Genomic DNA, 15,848 nt, shown 5'->3' with positions numbered 1-15,848 from the left:
AATGATAGCTCACATCATAAATACTGATATCTATGGCAGAGGAATTCTGAAGGTTTACCTGGAATACCGTCTCAGAAATTTCAATTTCTTAAAAAATGCTGCAAAATTGCTCATAAATAATTCGGAGAAAGTCTTAGTTGTCTCAAGCTTTCCCATCCCTCCCATGAACATCTGTGAAACTGATGGACCATTGGGAGCTTTGGCACTTTACAAAACTGTTGAAAAAGTAGGTGGAAAAGCTGAGATCTGGGCACATGAGCAGGTGAGAAAGGCTCTAAAACCTTTTGGCGTTACTTTTGTGAAGCAGCCAGATGTATCGGAGTATTCCCTTCTGATAAGCGTTGAAACTGTTGGAAGGGCAAAAGATGGAAAGTATTACTCTATGAGCGGGCTTGAAGTAAAGACCACTACCCTTTTTGATGAAATATTCTTAGAAGCCAAAAAATTAGGGATACCAACCATAGGAATTGGCGATGGTGGTAACGAAATAGGCATGGGAAAGATTAAGCATCTCATTAAAAAATACATCCCTCTTGGAGGGAAAATCGCATCCATAGTTGATACCGATGAGCTCATAGTGTCTGCAGTTTCCAATTGGGGAGCTTATGGGCTGGTCGCTCAGGTTTCACTTGAGGTTGGGGAGAACCTTTTGGAAGATTGGGATGAACGAAAGAACTTGGAAGTTATAATCTCCGCTGGATTAATTGATGGAATAATCAAGAAACCTGTTATGAGCGTTGATGGGATAAGTGTTGACATCCATGAAAAGATCGTTGAGCTTTTAAAGGAAACAGTGAATTACCAGCTTTAGTCAGAAAGGTAAGGTGGTTGGAATGAGAATCGAAGACTTCATAAAAGATGAGAAAAGCTTGGCTATAATCAAAAAGGCGGAGGAATTTGCCAAAAACTTTTTTGAAAGAGAGGGCACACACGGGTTTTCGCACACGGAGAGGGTTCTCGCACTTTGCATGCACATCGGAAAAAAAGAGGGTGCAGATTTAGAGGTTTTGGCTTTGGCTGCTCTTTTACATGATATCGCAAGGCCTCTTGAAAGCAAAGGAAAGATTGAAGACCATGCTAAAGAGGGGGCAAAGATTGCAAGACGTTTTCTTAAAGGTCTGGGATATGAAAAGACTGACCAGGTTGCTCATGCGATTGAGGCTCATCGCTTTTCAAAACCACCAGAACCTCAAACTCTTGAAGCAAAAATTCTCAGTGATGCAGATAAGCTTGATGCAATAGGAGCAATAGGAATTGCAAGAGTTTTCATGTACTCCGGAGAGCACGGAAGGAGCATAGAGTATTCTCTCAAGCACTTTGAGGAGAAAATACTGAAACTTAAAGATTTGATGTATACAAAAACCGCTAAAGAAATGGCACTTGAGAGGCATAAATATGTAGAGGAGTTCATAGATAGAATAAGGAAAGAAATTGAAGGCGAGCTTTAGGACATATTTTAATTCTCAATCTTTTAAATCTTTATAATAGCATGCGCCATTGTATCCAGTATACCCATATACTGGGAGAATCATCCCGAATTTTTGAATGATAAGGTTTTTAAATAACTCTCACAAAAAAGTGTTAGCTTGTTATGTTCATTTTTAATATTAACAGGAGGTGAGCAAATGAAAGCACCAATCTGTGAGGTTTGTTTAAAAACTGACGACATTCTATGTCCAGCAGATGAAAAAAAGCTGCAAGAGGGTGTTATTTCTGAACTTGACGTTAAAATTGCAAGACTGCTTTACAAACTCCTGGGAGATGCTGACATAGAGTTCAAAAGGGCTGTTGAGGCTGGGGACTTAATTGTGATTATGGTTGGCGAAGGAGATGTTCCGCTTACAATTGGCAAGGGTGGAAAGAATATCAAACTCCTGATGAGGGAGCTTGGTAAGAGGATCAGAGTAATTGAGGGGAGAGAGATCAAGGGGACAGATGATGTTAAGAAGCTTGCAACGGATTTATTCTATCCAGCAAGTATATTTGGAGTTAACATTGTCTATAAACCAAACGGCGGACAGTACTACAAGGTCTTAGTTCTTCAGAGGGACAGAAACAAACTCCCAGAGAAACCAGAGGTTCTGGAGAACATTCTAACTCAAATCACTGGAAAAGACTCCAAAATTGCTTTTATCTGACTCCATTCTTTTGGAGGTTTGAAAATGTATAGAACCCACTATTCAAGTCAAATAACTGAAGAACTTAACGGACAAAGAGTTAAAGTTGCTGGCTGGGTTTATGAGATCAAGGATCTTGGAGGAATTAAGTTCCTTTGGATTAGAGACAGGGAAGGTATTGTTCAGGTAACAGCCCCCAAGAAGAAAGTCAGTGAAGAGATATTCAAATTAATACCAAAATTAAATAGCGAGGATGTTGTGGCTGTCGAGGGTGTGGTAAACTTCACGCCCAAAGCTAAATTAGGATTTGAAATAATACCAGAAAAGCTTGAAGTACTTTCAAAAGCTGAAACACCTCTCCCATTGGATCCGACAGGAAAAGTTAAGGCGGAACTTGACACAAGATTAGATAATAGATTTATTGACCTAAGAAAGCCAGAGGTCATGGCAATCTTTAAAATTCGGTCAAATGTCTTTAAAGCCGTAAGAGAGTTCTTCTATAATGAGGGGTTCATAGAAATTCATACCCCAAAGATCATAGCTACTGCCACAGAAGGGGGAACTGAACTGTTTCCAATGAAGTACTTTGAAAAGGATGCCTTCTTAGCCCAATCTCCACAGCTTTACAAGCAGATAATGATGGCGTCTGGTTTGGATAGAGTTTTTGAAATTGCCCCAATATTCAGGGCAGAAGAACATAACACCACAAGGCATCTGAATGAAGCATGGAGCATTGACGCCGAAATCGCTTTTATTGAAGATGAAGATGAAGTTATGCAGGTGTTAGAGCGCCTTGTGGCATATACGATCAACTATGTGAGAGAACACAATGAGAAAGAACTCAAGATCCTTAACTTCGAGCTTGAAAAACCAAAGCTGCCATTTAGGAGAATAACTTACACAGATGCACTTGAAATCCTTAAAGATTTGGGCAAAAATATTCCTTGGGGTGAAGACATAGATACTGAAGGAGAAAAGCTCCTTGGTCAGTATATTAAAGAGAACTATGATGAGGATTTATACTTCATCTACCAGTACCCAAGTGAGGCTAAGCCGTTCTACATTATGAAGTATGATGACAACCCAAAGATTTCAAGGGCTTTTGATTTAGAGTACAGAGGCGTGGAAATAACCTCGGGAGGTCAGAGGGAGCACAGATATGAAATTCTTAAACAACAGATAGCAGAAAAAGGATTAAACGTTGAAAGCTTTGAGTTCTATTTAAAAGCCTTCAGATATGGAATGCCACCCCACGGAGGCTTTGGCTTAGGGGCTGAGAGATTGATCAAACAGATGCTCAACTTGGGCAATATCAGGGAAGTTATATTATTCCCAAGAGATAGAAAAAGACTGACACCATAACAGCTTTATACTCCTTTATCCTTTTTTCCATTTAGGCTGATAAAACCTTGGAGGAGAAGAATATGAGAAGGATGGCTTTAATGTTAATTGGATTGTTATTTTTGTCAACAGCCCCAGCTGTAAAATCTGTCTCCGTTCCAGAATACGCGGGGTTAAGCCTGATTGAACTTGGACTAAAGGATTCCGTTGTTTTTGGAATCTATGAGATTAAATTCACTGATGTTGATCCGTACTGGACAAAAGCTGCCTTGGACATCTATGAGAACGGTGTCAAAAAAGCAACGGCAGTGCTTGGTTTGGGGGACAGCTATTACTACCCAAGTTCCACTAATCAGCTCCTGAGAATCACATTAAAATGGACCCAAGCAGACAGAAAAACAATTCTGATAGCAATTGACTCTCCTCTGATTAAAATAGCCTCCGATGTGAGATTAGACGAAGGAGACTCCTACACTCTTCCGGCTGGATTTCCAAGTATAAAAATAAAGCTCGTTGATGCCTACGATACAAGTGCGAAGTTCACTGTTTATCTGCCATATACCACACTGACTAAAACAGTCAATGAAAACGATGGCTTTGGAGTTGCATATAAACTGACTGATGAAGTCTCTTATTACCCATATGTCTTTGTGTTCCTAAAGAGCTCAGTAAAAAATAGCTACGCCACTGTTGATATTTATGTTCCGAAGTATGCCGCGACAAAGCTGGAAATAAAGAAAGCAACTGCGAAAGAAACTCCAACTGAAACAAAAGTTGAACCGACAGAGCTTGTATACGACGATATCCTATATGTCGGAGAAATCCTCACGATAAACTATAATTCAACAATATATAAGCTCAGACTTAACTCAATAGGATACTACTCAAGTCTAAGCCTTTTTGATAAGAATAACAAACCATTAGAGACTTTTAGCGTAAAAGAGGGAGGTAGCTATACAAGCAAAAAAGCCCCAATTAGAGTTGAGATCCCTCCGAACAGTGTTGATCTTACATATAACCGCACCTACATTAAAGTCTATGCTCCAAGCGGTGCAGAGGTTCCCCCAATAATTAGAGAAGCCAAAATCAAAGTGGATTTAAGCACAAACGTTAAAAAAATGCTTCTCAACGGTGAAGAGCTAATAGTATTCGTGAACGTGGAGAATCAGGGAAGAGGAAAAGCCTTCGATGTCAAAGTAATGGCCCCACTGCCAAACAACTTTGAGCTTAAGAGTGGAATCGGCACTTGGTCGCTGAAAACCCTTGATGCCTTCACAAAAATGCCGGTTCTGGTATATACACTGAAACCAACTCAAGTTGGCAGATATGACCTTGGAAAAGTAAAGGTAGAGTACTACAATGAGGCTGGACAGAAGAAGGTTATAAGCTCAAACGAGGTAAAAGGGATAGTGGTGTATTCAATTCCGGAGATTTCCCTCTCTGCAGAAGCTTTCAATGGAACTTGGAGCAATTACATCACAACACAAGAAAAGAGCATTAAGCTTAGATTCAAAGTATCAGCCGGAAAAGGAAATCCCGAATTCGAGTTCATAAAGAACGCAACCCTTGAACTCATACTACCAGACAGTATTGATGGTGAAACTACAATTAAGCTCGGAGATATAAAAGCTGGTGAGGAAAAGATAGTCGAGGGGCAATACATTGTTCTCAAGCAAGCAGTTTCAATCATAGGTGCAAAGCTCAAATATCAAGATCCACTTGGCAACCGGCACGAAGAGTATTTTGGCAACCTGTTAATTATCAATTCAATTCCACCAAAAGTCATTGTTGAGGAGAAAGTTCAAAAAGTATATCCAAAGCCGGAGGAATTACCTGATTATATAAAGAAAACATTGGACACATTAAAAGATCCAACACCGCTTGCACAGGCCATTGAGAATATTACAGTAAATTATCTTCCAAAGAAACCAGACTATAAGACTCCTTTAATAGTTATTCTGCTGGCATTGGTCGTTGCTCTTGGGGCTGCAACAGTGAACTACAAGAACAAGTATGAGATTGTCAGGAGTAAACTGGAGAGGAGAAAGAAAAGACCTGGAGGACTCCCCAAGAAGGAGGAAGAGGGGCAAGAAGTAAAAACCTCAGAATTTAAGAAGGAGGAATCTCCCTAACTTTTTCTTAATCTTTATATATTCTTTTCTCCCCTTATTTTAGGGATGAAGCATGTTCAAGTACAAGCAGGTTATGGTCATTAGGCAGGATTTAAAGCTCAGCAAGGGAAAGTTAGCAGTTCAGGTTGCCCATGGTGCAGTTACAGCAGCATTTAAAGCATATAAGGAGAAACCAGAATGGTTCAAAGCATGGTTTCACGAAGGACAGAAAAAAGTAGTTGTAAAAGTGCAGAATGAAAAGGAGCTCTTTGAGTTAAAAGCAGAAGCAGAGAAACTTGGAATACCGACTGCCCTTATCAAAGATGCCGGGTTGACTGAAATTCCTCCTGGAACAATAACATGCTTGGCAATTGGACCCGCACCTGAAGATCTCGTCGATAAAGTTACAGGACATTTAAAGCTGTTATGAGGGGTATGGATGGACTACAAAGAGTTTTTCAGGCAGTTTAGGCATTTAAGTGAAACCCCTGGCATCGGAGGAAAAATCAAGCAAAGACCCGAAGATTTCATAGTTGTTGAAGTAGTCCCAAAAAGGCTAATTAGCGGAGGTCCTTGCTTAATCTACAAGCTCAAGAAGAAAAATTGGGAAACAATGGCAGCTGTGAAAGAAATCGCAAAAAGAATTGGGATTCATTATAAAGAGATTGGATTTGCTGGGACAAAAGATAGACATGCACTTACTGTTCAATACATAAGCATTTGTGATACGTCACTAAAGGAAAAGCTTGACTCTCTAAAAATCCAGGATATAAAGCTTGAGTTTGCGGGTTATGGCAAACCTTTAAAGCTTGGCATGTTGATCGGAAACAAGTTTAAAATTGTAATTAGAGAGCCAAATTTACCAATTGAGGAAGCTTTTGAAAGAACAAAGGAGATAATAGCTGAGCTTAAATCTAAAGGGGGATTTCCAAATTATTTTGGATATCAGCGCTTTGGCGAGAGAAGAGTTGTGAATCACGAAATCGGGAAGCTTCTATTGAAAGGGCAGTTTGAAGATGCTGCAATTAAATTTTTAGGTGAATACACTGGTGAAATGGAAGGTGATGAAGCGAGAAAAAATTTTTTAAAGACCAAAAATATCGAAAAAGCATTGGAAGAATTTCCTAAATTCTTGAGATACGAAAGAGCGATGCTCTATCGGTATAAAGAGACCAAGAGCTGGAAAAAAGCATTTGTAGTTTTGCCAAGACCAATTCTCAGAATTTTCATACATTCATATCAGTCGTATCTTTTCAATAAAGTCCTTTCCAGAAGAATTGAGGAAGGATTACCTCTCAATGAGGCTTTAGTAGGGGATATTGTCTGTCAGGTTAAGCGCGGAATCCCATTAAGGAGCAAAACTTTCAAGACCACAAAAAGAACACTGAGCCTGGTAAATGAAAAAATTAAAAAAGGGGAGGCAATGGTCACTGGTCCAATATTTGGGTTCGCTTCTCGTTTAGCAGACGGAGAAATGGGGAGAATAGAGAGGGAGATACTTGAAGATGAAGGAATAAACCTAAAAGAGTTCAAAATGAAAAGTCTAAAAATTTTGGCTGAACCTGGTGGAAGGAGAGAGCTTTTAATAAAGCCTTTAGGGTTTAGATACAGAATCCTTACTGAGGAACATGCCATAGTTTTTAAGTTCTTTCTCCCTAAAGGGGTTTATGCTACAAGTGTCTTGAGGGAGATTATGAAGGATCATTAAGGTGGTTTGTATGATTAAAGTTATTTCGGTGGATATTGATGGAACAATAACTTATAAGGACAGAAGGCTTCACGAAGAAGCTCTCAGGGCTATTAGGCTGGCTGAAAGCTTAGGAGTCAGAGTGATGCTTGTAACAGGAAATACTGCAGGTTTTGCAATGGGAGCGAGTATTTTGATTGGAACTACAGGACCAATAATAGCTGAAGATGGTGGAGTTGTTGCGGATCATAATGGAAATAATCGTATCTATCTTGGGGACATGGGAGAGTGCATGATACTCTGGAGTGAGCTGAAGAAACGCTATCCTGAGGCGGAAATGAGCCACACGATGAAATATGGTGAAAGAAGGGCTGGTCTTGTTCTGAGGAGAACGGTTCCCGTTGAGGTTGTTAGAGAGCTCATAAAAGAGCTTGGATTGAATTTGGTTGCTGTTGATTCGGGATATGCAATCCATGTAAAGCAACCTTGGGTCAATAAAGGTAACGGCATAAGAAGGGCATGTAAAATCTTAGGTATAAAGCCAAAAGAAGTCGCCCACATTGGAGATGGTGAAAACGATTTGGATGCTTTTGAAGTTGTTGGTTATCGGGTAGCAGTTGCTCAAGCCCCAGAAAGCCTAAAGAGAAAAGCAGATTATATAACCACAAAGCCCTACGGAGAAGGAGGAGCCGAAGGAATACTGCATGTTTTAAAAAGGTTCGGGTATCTTTAAGGCGAAAACTTTATAAACTAACTCCAATGTCTATAATTTGGCAGGTGGGCCGGTAGCTCAGCCTGGGATGAGCGCCGCCTTGGCAAGGCGGAGGCCCCGGGTTCAAATCCCGGCCGGTCCACCAAACTTGGGCGGGCCCGTGGTCTAGACTGGTTATGACGCCACCCTGACAAGGTGGAGGTCCGGGGTTCGAATCCCCGCGGGCCCACCAGCAAACTTTTCTGGCGAAGGTCTGACCAAAATTTGTTATCCTTCTCCAGAGTGTTTCATGCATAAAGCAAAAAAAGAAGCAATTCAAAAAGTCATCTCCCAATAAATCCACAACCACTACAAGCTTGTATTGGGATTTGTAGGAAAAGCTTTTTATTTTGTGAAATGTTTCACAATAGTGTAAAGCTTTTGGGAGGTATATTTATGGGAGTTGAAAAGGTTCCAAAGTACGATATTCCAGTAAAAAAAGTTGAGTATGTTTTCATTGAGCTGGAAAAAATGAAGCCTCACGAGCAACTCGTCCAAAAGGAACTTGAAGCGTTTATCGAAAGTGTTACAGGTTCGGGAGTTTTTTGGAAGCCGATGCTCTTAGCTAAAGTTCCCGGTGAAGATATGTACCTAATTGTCGATGGACACCACAGATGGGCTGGTCTTATGAAACTTGGGGCTAAAAAAGCTCCATCGGTGATTTTGGACTACTTCAGTGATGATGTGAAAGTTTATACTTGGTACCCAGCGTTCAAGGGTGACTTGGGAAAAGTTCTTGAAAGACTTAAGAAAGAAGGACTTACAGTTGAAGAGTGTGAGGATGCTGAAGAATTGGCAGAGAAAGGAGAAATCGCCTTTGCTCTTGTTGGCAAAGATAAGGCATTCAAGATTCCAGGAGGACTGAAAGAGCAGAAGATTGTGAGTAAAGTCCTTGATGAGATGAGCGTTGAAGGAGAGATTGAGCTCATTTACTATGGCCTTAAAGAGGATGCGAAAGAAGACATGGACAAAGGAGAAATTGACTATGTCTTTATTAGAAAAGCACCAAGCAAAGAGGAAGTCATGGAGCTTGTAAAAAGAGGGGAGGTTTTCTCACCAAAGACAACAAGGCATGTATTGCCGTTCATACCAGACAAGATTGATGTCAAGCTGGAGGATCTTTTCTGAAAGCTTTTTAACTTTTTATTCCAAATATTTCTAAACCAATGATGACGGATCAACCGGCTGAACAGTGATGATATCGGTCTTGTCTGAGGTGTGCAAATTGATTAAGGCGTTAATTTTTGATGTTGATGAAACCCTTGTTTATTACGAGAACTATGATGCAAAGGAGTGGTTCAGCAAATATCTTGAGCCTGCGTTCCAGCAGCATGGTATAGATATAGATTTTGAGACATATAGGAAGATGGTTAAAGGGATTCTTCCTCGGAGTTACGTTGAAAGGTTTGGCATTGACCATGTAGAATTTTGGAAGCTCGTTGATAATGTGAACCTTAAATATCGAAAGGTATTAGCAAAAGAAGGCAAGGTTAAAATCTTCCCAGACGTTCCTCAAGCTCTCTCTGAATTAAGAACAATGGGACTAAAACTCGCTGCTGTAAGCAATGCATCTCAAGATTGCACAGAGTTTGTTTTAGAGCTTTTCAACTTAAGAAAATATTTTGATGTCGTTTTTGGTAAGGATTACTCATATCTTGATGGCGTAAAACCAAATCCACATTTAATTCTGAAATCACTAAAAGTTTTGAATGTTCCTCCCGATGAGTCCCTCGTTGTTGGGGACAGCGAACTGGATGTGAAGGCTGCACATAGAGCTGGAATTAAAGCAGTTCAGGTTTTGAGGTTTAACAATTTTGTGGAAGACGCTGATTATCACATTAAGACCCTTGACGAGCTTGCGGACTTGGTCAGAAAGTTGATAAATGAACAAAGGCATTAATAGGACAATCTTCCCAAAAGAAGCTACAGAAAGAATGCGTAGTATCATAAGCAGAAAAATTACAAAAGCGTAAGGGCAAATCACTCAAGCCAAACGCTATCATCTCCAAAGTAGTTCAGCTTAACCACAAAAAGCCTGAATGGCTCTTCCTTTTTATTGACAACCCAATGAACAGTCTTGGGCTTAACCAAAAATATGTCCCCTGGTTTTGCGTCATATTCCCTCTCTCCAATGCCGAGCTTTGCTTGTCCGCTAATTATGTAAAACAGCTCATACTGTCTTTCATGATAGTGTTTTGGAACAGTCTGCTTTGGTTTAATCTCAACTATTTGAGCGTAACTCCCTTCAGGAAGCTCACCTTCAAACAATGGGGCTTTTTTATAAGTTCCCCTGTCAATGAACTCCTTAATTTCTGCTTTCATTTCCTCCACCCCCACTGTAATCTAATTTTACCCTCCTAAAAAGACTTCCTTCAGATGCATATTTAAGTGTTCAAATCCGCGCAAAATCCTTTTATATGGTGGTAATGTAAATTACTCCGGGGATAAATTTGAGGTGGTCGATATGCAAGATGTTCTCGAAAAAGCCCTTGAATGGGCTATGAACAATTTAAAAGCAGAATACATAGAGCTGCGCTATGAGAACCTCAAAAAGACTAATCTTGAGCTTAAAGACGGAACTTTTGTAACATTCACAAACAAAGTTCAAAGAGGAGTTGCAATAAGAGTTCTTGCAGATGGAGCTTGGGGATTTTCTTCAACCAACCGCTTGGAGAACTTAGAAAAAGCAATTGAAGAGGCATACAAGTTAGCAAAAGCTGGAGCAAAAGCAAAGAGAGAAAAGATTCAGCTTGCTGAGATAAAGCCCGTTGAAGATGTTGTAAAGAGCAAGATGAAGATTAAACCCGTTGAGGTTAACATTGATGACAAAATTGGGCATCTCAAAGAGCTTGAAAAACTCCTTAAGGAGGATAAAGTCGTCAAGTCCACAATGATTCGCTATGAAGATGCAAGTGGTGAAAAAATCCTCCTCACAAATGAAGGGGCAAATATAAGGTGGGACGTCAACTATCTCGTCCAGTACATCTGGGCAACGGGAAAGGAAGGGGATAAGTTAGCTGCAAGCAGGGACTCAATAGGGCAGGTGGATTACGGCTGGGAGATATTTGAGACAAAGGAAACCAATGAAGTTGTTGCTCAGAGAGTTCTGAAGAAGCTACACGCTCAGCTCAATGGCGTTGCACCTAAGAGAGGAGAATTCCCGATTGTTGCTGGACCAATTATAGTTGGAATCATTGCCCACGAGGCTTTGGGGCATTTAGCTGAGGCTGATCTTACAATTAACTCACCGTTTAAAGACCTCATGGGTAAGCAGATTGCACCTGAGTTCGTTACGATGAGCGAGAGAATCGTCGATGGCGGCTTTGGAAACGACAAATATGATGATGAGGGCGTTCCCGTTAAAGACATTCACATCATTGAGAACGGAATTCTGAAAGAACTCATGGTCAACAGGGAATACGCCCACAAGTGGGGAATTGAGCCAAACGGACATGCGAGAGCTCAAGACTACACTTTCCCACCAATTATCAGAATGCGCAACACAGTGTTTGAGCCCGGCGACTGGAGCTTTGAGGAGATGATTGAAGATATTAAGTTCGGCTATTATGTCGTTGACTTCAGAGGAGGTCAAGCTCAGCTCAACTCGGCATTCCAAGTTGGTGTGCAAGAGGGGTATATGATTGAGAACGGTGAAATTACTAAGCCGATAAGAGACACTTCCATCAGCGGAATTGCAATTGAAGCTTTGAAGAAGATAACTGCTGTGGGAAAGGACTTCGGAATTGAGACGGGCTTCTGCGGAAAGGGGCAGACGGCATTTGTTAGTTCCGGAGGACCTCACATGAGATTTGATGGGGGAATAATCATCGGGTGATTGAAATGGAAGAGCTCATCCGCTTTGGTGAAAGGTTTTTTGACGAGCTTGAGATTGCCGTTTACAGAAACAGAGACGTTGGAGTTAACATTGAGCTCAATGAGGTTTCAACTTCCTCCGTGAGGCAGAGAACAATTACTGTGATCAGGGGCATAAAAGATAAGCGCATAGGAATAAGCATAATTGACAGCGAGGATAAAGAGGAAATCAAGAAGGCGATTGAGGAAGCATATAAGATGGCTAAGCTCAACGCTCCAGACGAGAAGTGGGTTTCACTTCCGGAGCCCGGCAAATACAGAGAGCCAAAGAAGATAAGCAAAGAAGTCAAGGAGGTTTCTCCAGATTACTTTGTGGACTTAGCAACCAAAGCCATCAAGCTTGCCTTAGAGAAAGACAAGGGCTTTGTTGTTGCTGGTGGCGGAGGAGGGGCAGAGTGGAGCGAGAGCTTAATAGTAAATTCTCACGGCGTAGATGTCTTCCAAGAAGGAGGGGGAGCTTACTTTTACCTTGAGCTCATTGGGAGGAAGAACGGCAATGTAACGCCAGGTATATTTGAATTTGATGCCAAGCTTGGCTTGGATCTTGAGGTTGAGAAAGTTGTTGAAGAGGTTGCCCAAAAAGTCAAGTGGGCTTACAACGTTGAGAAAAGCAAGACCGAGGAGGCAAAGGTGATAGTTGGGCCGTGGGCCATGGCTTCCCTGCTGAGCTATGCGCTCTTTCCAGCGTTTAGCGGTGAAAGAGTAGTTAAAGAAACAACACCTCTTCTTAATAAAGTTGAGCAAAAAATTGCAAGCGAGCTTTTGACTATCTATGACGATCCGTTCCATGAGCTCAGCTTAAAACCGGTTATAGCTGACGATGAGGGAATTCCAACGAGAAAGAACATGCTCATTGAAAACGGTGTCTTCAAAGGCTTCATATGGAACAACTACTGGGCTAAGGTTTATGGGACAGAAAGCACTGGAAACGGAACAAGGAACCTCTCAACAGGTGGAATTGGCATAGGATTCCACAGCATTGTCATTGAGAAAGGAAAAGAAAGTCTAAGCGACTTGATAGCTGAGATTGACCACGGCTACCTCGTTGATGGCTTCCAAGGAGCACACTCAAGCAACCCAGACAACGGAAACTTTGCCGTCGTTGCTAACCCGGCGTTTCTAATTGAGAATGGGGAAGTCAAAGGTTCAACGGTCTTCATGATGAGCGGCAATGTTTACGAGCTGATCAATCAGATTTACGCAATTAGCAAAGAGCAGAAGGTAATTCCATTCCACGGAACGGCAATAACACCATGGGTCGCATTTGAGAATGTCAGGATTGCTGGAAAGTAATTCTTCTTTGTTATTTTTTATCTTAAAATACTCAACACAATAAATACTGCCAAAGTCAAGATGGTATGAGCAAAGGTCGCACTCACGGCCTCTTCGGCTTTTAAGTTGTAATACGCAAGAATCGCATTTGCAGATATAGCTGGGGGCATTACTGATTCAACTAAAACGGAGTAGAAAACCTCATCACTATAACCGTGAAGTATCGTCACAACAAAAACTGCCGGTATTAATGAGCGAAAGACCAAAACTTCAGCAAAACTTTTCAAGGTAAATCTCTTCAACGTTATTCTGGAGCCGAAATAAATTAGGAGAAGGGGAATTGTGAGCCAGCCAATTCTTTTTATGACGTTCAAAAAGGGTATCTTAATGTTGAGCACAACTGCTGTAACTCCCAGCACTGTTGCTATTGATGGAGGAAAGAGCACCGAAGCTTTCAGACTCTCTTTTAAGGTGGAAGAATGGTTTGAGAAATGAGATGCTACAAATGTTACAATCGGCACAACGGTCATTGATGTTATCGAGGCATAAATTACAGCCGGTGTTATGTCATTTACAAAAAGGCTCACTATGGGGAAGCCCAGAGCTGATAAATTCGGATACACGGAGAGAATAATAAGCGCCCCTCTCCACTTGTGATCTTTGATAAAAACATGTCCATAAAGATACGATGAAAGCAGGCATATAATGGTCACAAGAACCGCATATATGAACACAATCTTTATGCTGAGAAGATAGTCCAGAGACTTGCTCGCTATGTTCCCGAATATCAAAAACGCGAGCAGATATTTACTGGCAAACCGTCCAACTTTAGCAAGACTAACCCTCTTTCCAATGAGATGACCAAAGGCAATCAGGATTAGCATTTCTGGGACTTTCATGAATTAATTCAGCCTGAGCACACGTTAAAAATCTTTTTGATACAAGTTTCCGATAAATTTTTATATACTGATCATAAGTATTAAAAAACATACCACAAAAGAGCATACTACACAAAACTGTGATGATAAAAACCACAGAATACATGGGGGACTATAAATGACAGGGTTAGGAAAAAACTTCTGGCTCTTCGCAGTTGGAAGATTTGTGTCTCAGATAGGATGGGCAGTTCACGAAGTTGCTCTCCCCCTGTATATTCTTGACAAAACCAAAAGCGGAAGTATGATGAGCATTTTTGTTCTGGCTGATATCCTACCCTCTCTGGTATTTATGCCTTTTGCTGGTGTTGTGGGAGATAGATACAACAGAAAAGCCCTGATGGTTGGTTTTGATTTGCTTAGGGGAGTCCTCCTTTTTGGAGTTGTTTTTCTCAACCTCCTTGAGATATATCAGCTCCTCATCCTGCAGATTGTTCTTGCAATAATGAGCACATTTTTTGGAGCCTCTACAAGTGCCATGTTTCCCGATCTGGTTGAATCTGACAAACTTGAGCGTGCAAACTCGATAGTTAGTTCTTTTTCAATAGTTGCCCGCCTCATTGGGCCCGCCCTCGGTGGGTTGATATATGCAGTTGGGGGAATAAAGCTTGCATTTACGATAAATGCTCTCAGCTTTTTTGGTTCAGGTCTCTTTGAAATCTTCATACGGTATGAATGGAAGACAAGGGAAATAGAGAGTTTCGGTGAAATCATAGCAGATATCAGGGAGGGGCTTTCATTTCTAAGATCAAGCCGATACCTTATGGTTTTGATAAGCTTCGCCCTGTTTATGAATGCCTTGGGTCAGCCATTTGGCTCTGTACTGGAACCGTATGTTTACAGGGTGATATTAAAGCTGTCAAGTCAGCAGTTTGGAGTTCTCCAGTCTGCACTCATGGTCGGCATGCTTTTGGGCAACATCTTAGTTGCAGCAAGGCTTGGAAGAAGAGCTGGGAGATTGTTCTTTAAATCTCTCTTTTTCAATGGTGCTGTAATGTTTGCCTTCATCATTCTAATTTCCCCTCCTGCAAAGCTCTCCACAGGTATTATCTTCATATCCCTGCTTGCAATAAATCTTCTCTGGGGCTTCAGCAGTGCAATAATCAGCACCCCCCTGCAGGCAAAGATCCAGAGGGCAGTGCCAAGTGAACTCAGGGGGAGAGTATTTTCTGCTCTTGGGATGTTGGTGAATATCTCGACTCCCTTGGGTTTAATGGTCATCGGACCCCTGCTTGACATCTATCCGGCATGGAAGGTTGCCTTTGGAATCTGGTGCCTAATGTTTTTGGTGGTGCTCATCTATTATATTAGGTTTAGAGATGCACTGGTGAACGATTAAAATTCAAACTCAACTCCGTTTTCATCTCCTTCCCAAAGTATAATTTTCTGGAGCTTAATGGTTGGAGGCAATTTTTTCTCAACCTTCTGGGCAATCCACAGTGCTATGTTTTCAGTTGTGGGATTCTCAAAAAACTTATTGAGGTTTTTATGCCTCAAATTAGCTATGACACCCTCAACAATCTTTCTGAGCTCCAGGAAATCAATTATATACCCTTTTCTGAGCTCCCCCTCTACAACCACTTCAAGCCTGAAAGTGTGACCGTGAATCTCCTCTGGCTCTCCATTAATAACAACAGCATGAGCTGCATCAAATTTGAATCTTTCTCTTATCCGAGCTTTCATGAAACCACCAAGAAACCTTCTGCTTTCATGTTAAATAATGTTCGGTGAAGGTAACACTTGTTTATGCACAACTAAGCA

At 41.2% G+C, this 15,848-nt stretch carries 16 protein-coding genes and 2 tRNA genes; 15 read left to right on the top strand and 3 right to left on the bottom strand.

Annotation, left to right across the window (positions count from 1 at the left end; all coding sequences use genetic code 11):
* Position 1 precedes the first annotated feature (1 nt).
* From VFC49_RS01925 to VFC49_RS01870, 12 genes are all read left to right on the top strand, one after another.
* Positions 2-811, top strand: coding sequence for a glutamate cyclase domain-containing protein (locus tag VFC49_RS01925; protein ID WP_324735957.1), 810 nt, complete (start codon positions 2-4; stop codon positions 809-811).
* 22 nt (positions 812-833) lie between these two features.
* A complete protein-coding gene (locus VFC49_RS01920) occupies positions 834-1,448 on the top strand; it encodes an HD domain-containing protein (protein ID WP_324735956.1) in 615 nt (204 codons plus the stop codon).
* A gap of 177 nt (positions 1,449-1,625) precedes the next feature.
* Complete coding sequence (locus VFC49_RS01915) at positions 1,626-2,138, top strand: KH domain-containing protein (RefSeq protein ID WP_324735955.1); 513 nt, start codon at positions 1,626-1,628, stop codon at positions 2,136-2,138.
* Positions 2,139-2,162: 24 nt separating this feature from the next.
* Positions 2,163-3,479, top strand: coding sequence for an aspartate--tRNA(Asn) ligase (gene aspS, locus VFC49_RS01910; protein ID WP_324735954.1), 1,317 nt, complete (start codon positions 2,163-2,165; stop codon positions 3,477-3,479).
* Between the two features lie 62 nt (positions 3,480-3,541).
* Positions 3,542-5,590 (top strand): DNA cytosine methyltransferase, encoded by a 2,049-nt coding sequence (locus VFC49_RS01905; RefSeq protein ID WP_324735953.1) that lies wholly within the window; start codon positions 3,542-3,544, stop codon positions 5,588-5,590.
* 52 nt (positions 5,591-5,642) lie between these two features.
* A complete protein-coding gene (gene pth2, locus VFC49_RS01900; protein WP_324735952.1) occupies positions 5,643-5,999 on the top strand; it encodes a peptidyl-tRNA hydrolase Pth2 in 357 nt (118 codons plus the stop codon).
* Between the two features lie 9 nt (positions 6,000-6,008).
* On the top strand, positions 6,009-7,277 hold the full coding sequence (gene truD / locus VFC49_RS01895; RefSeq protein ID WP_324735951.1) for a tRNA pseudouridine(13) synthase TruD: 1,269 nt from the start codon (positions 6,009-6,011) through the stop codon (positions 7,275-7,277).
* A gap of 10 nt (positions 7,278-7,287) precedes the next feature.
* Positions 7,288-7,989: a phosphoglycolate phosphatase gene (locus tag VFC49_RS01890; RefSeq protein WP_324735950.1), complete on the top strand. Its 702-nt coding sequence runs from the start codon at positions 7,288-7,290 to the stop codon at positions 7,987-7,989.
* 46 nt (positions 7,990-8,035) lie between these two features.
* Positions 8,036-8,113: transfer RNA gene (locus VFC49_RS01885), tRNA-Ala, on the top strand.
* A 9-nt stretch (positions 8,114-8,122) separates the two neighbouring features.
* Positions 8,123-8,200, top strand: a tRNA-Val gene (locus VFC49_RS01880).
* A 203-nt stretch (positions 8,201-8,403) separates the two neighbouring features.
* On the top strand, positions 8,404-9,135 hold the full coding sequence (serK, locus tag VFC49_RS01875; RefSeq protein WP_056933644.1) for an L-serine kinase SerK: 732 nt from the start codon (positions 8,404-8,406) through the stop codon (positions 9,133-9,135).
* A gap of 97 nt (positions 9,136-9,232) precedes the next feature.
* Entirely contained in the window at positions 9,233-9,907 is a 675-nt protein-coding gene (locus VFC49_RS01870) for an HAD family hydrolase (protein WP_324735949.1), read from the top strand.
* A gap of 80 nt (positions 9,908-9,987) precedes the next feature.
* Here the strand turns inward: VFC49_RS01870 and VFC49_RS01865 are convergent, their stop codons facing one another.
* Positions 9,988-10,329, bottom strand: coding sequence for a cupin domain-containing protein (locus tag VFC49_RS01865; protein ID WP_324735948.1), 342 nt, complete (start codon positions 10,327-10,329; stop codon positions 9,988-9,990).
* A 142-nt stretch (positions 10,330-10,471) separates the two neighbouring features.
* On the opposite strand from VFC49_RS01865, the gene VFC49_RS01860 reads away from it, so the two are divergent.
* Positions 10,472-11,842 (top strand): TldD/PmbA family protein, encoded by a 1,371-nt coding sequence (locus tag VFC49_RS01860; protein ID WP_324735947.1) that lies wholly within the window; start codon positions 10,472-10,474, stop codon positions 11,840-11,842.
* A 5-nt stretch (positions 11,843-11,847) separates the two neighbouring features.
* On the top strand, positions 11,848-13,173 hold the full coding sequence (locus VFC49_RS01855; protein WP_324735945.1) for a TldD/PmbA family protein: 1,326 nt from the start codon (positions 11,848-11,850) through the stop codon (positions 13,171-13,173).
* A 17-nt stretch (positions 13,174-13,190) separates the two neighbouring features.
* Here the strand turns inward: VFC49_RS01855 and VFC49_RS01850 are convergent, their stop codons facing one another.
* Positions 13,191-14,051 (bottom strand): AEC family transporter, encoded by an 861-nt coding sequence (locus tag VFC49_RS01850; protein WP_324735944.1) that lies wholly within the window; start codon positions 14,049-14,051, stop codon positions 13,191-13,193.
* A 157-nt stretch (positions 14,052-14,208) separates the two neighbouring features.
* Between VFC49_RS01850 and VFC49_RS01845 the strand changes: the two genes are divergently transcribed.
* Positions 14,209-15,426, top strand: a complete 1,218-nt coding sequence (locus tag VFC49_RS01845) for an MFS transporter (RefSeq protein WP_324735943.1) — start codon at positions 14,209-14,211, stop codon at positions 15,424-15,426.
* Here the strand turns inward: VFC49_RS01845 and VFC49_RS01840 are convergent.
* Positions 15,423-15,770 (bottom strand): 6-carboxytetrahydropterin synthase, encoded by a 348-nt coding sequence (locus VFC49_RS01840; RefSeq protein WP_324735942.1) that lies wholly within the window; start codon positions 15,768-15,770, stop codon positions 15,423-15,425. The genes VFC49_RS01845 and VFC49_RS01840 overlap by 4 nt on opposite strands.
* Positions 15,771-15,848 lie beyond the last annotated feature (78 nt).

The sequence above is a fragment of the Thermococcus sp. SY098 genome (assembly GCF_035621495.1).
In the GTDB taxonomy this organism is placed as follows: domain Archaea; phylum Methanobacteriota_B; class Thermococci; order Thermococcales; family Thermococcaceae; genus Thermococcus_B.
This window is presented reverse-complemented; position numbering and strand designations above follow the sequence as displayed.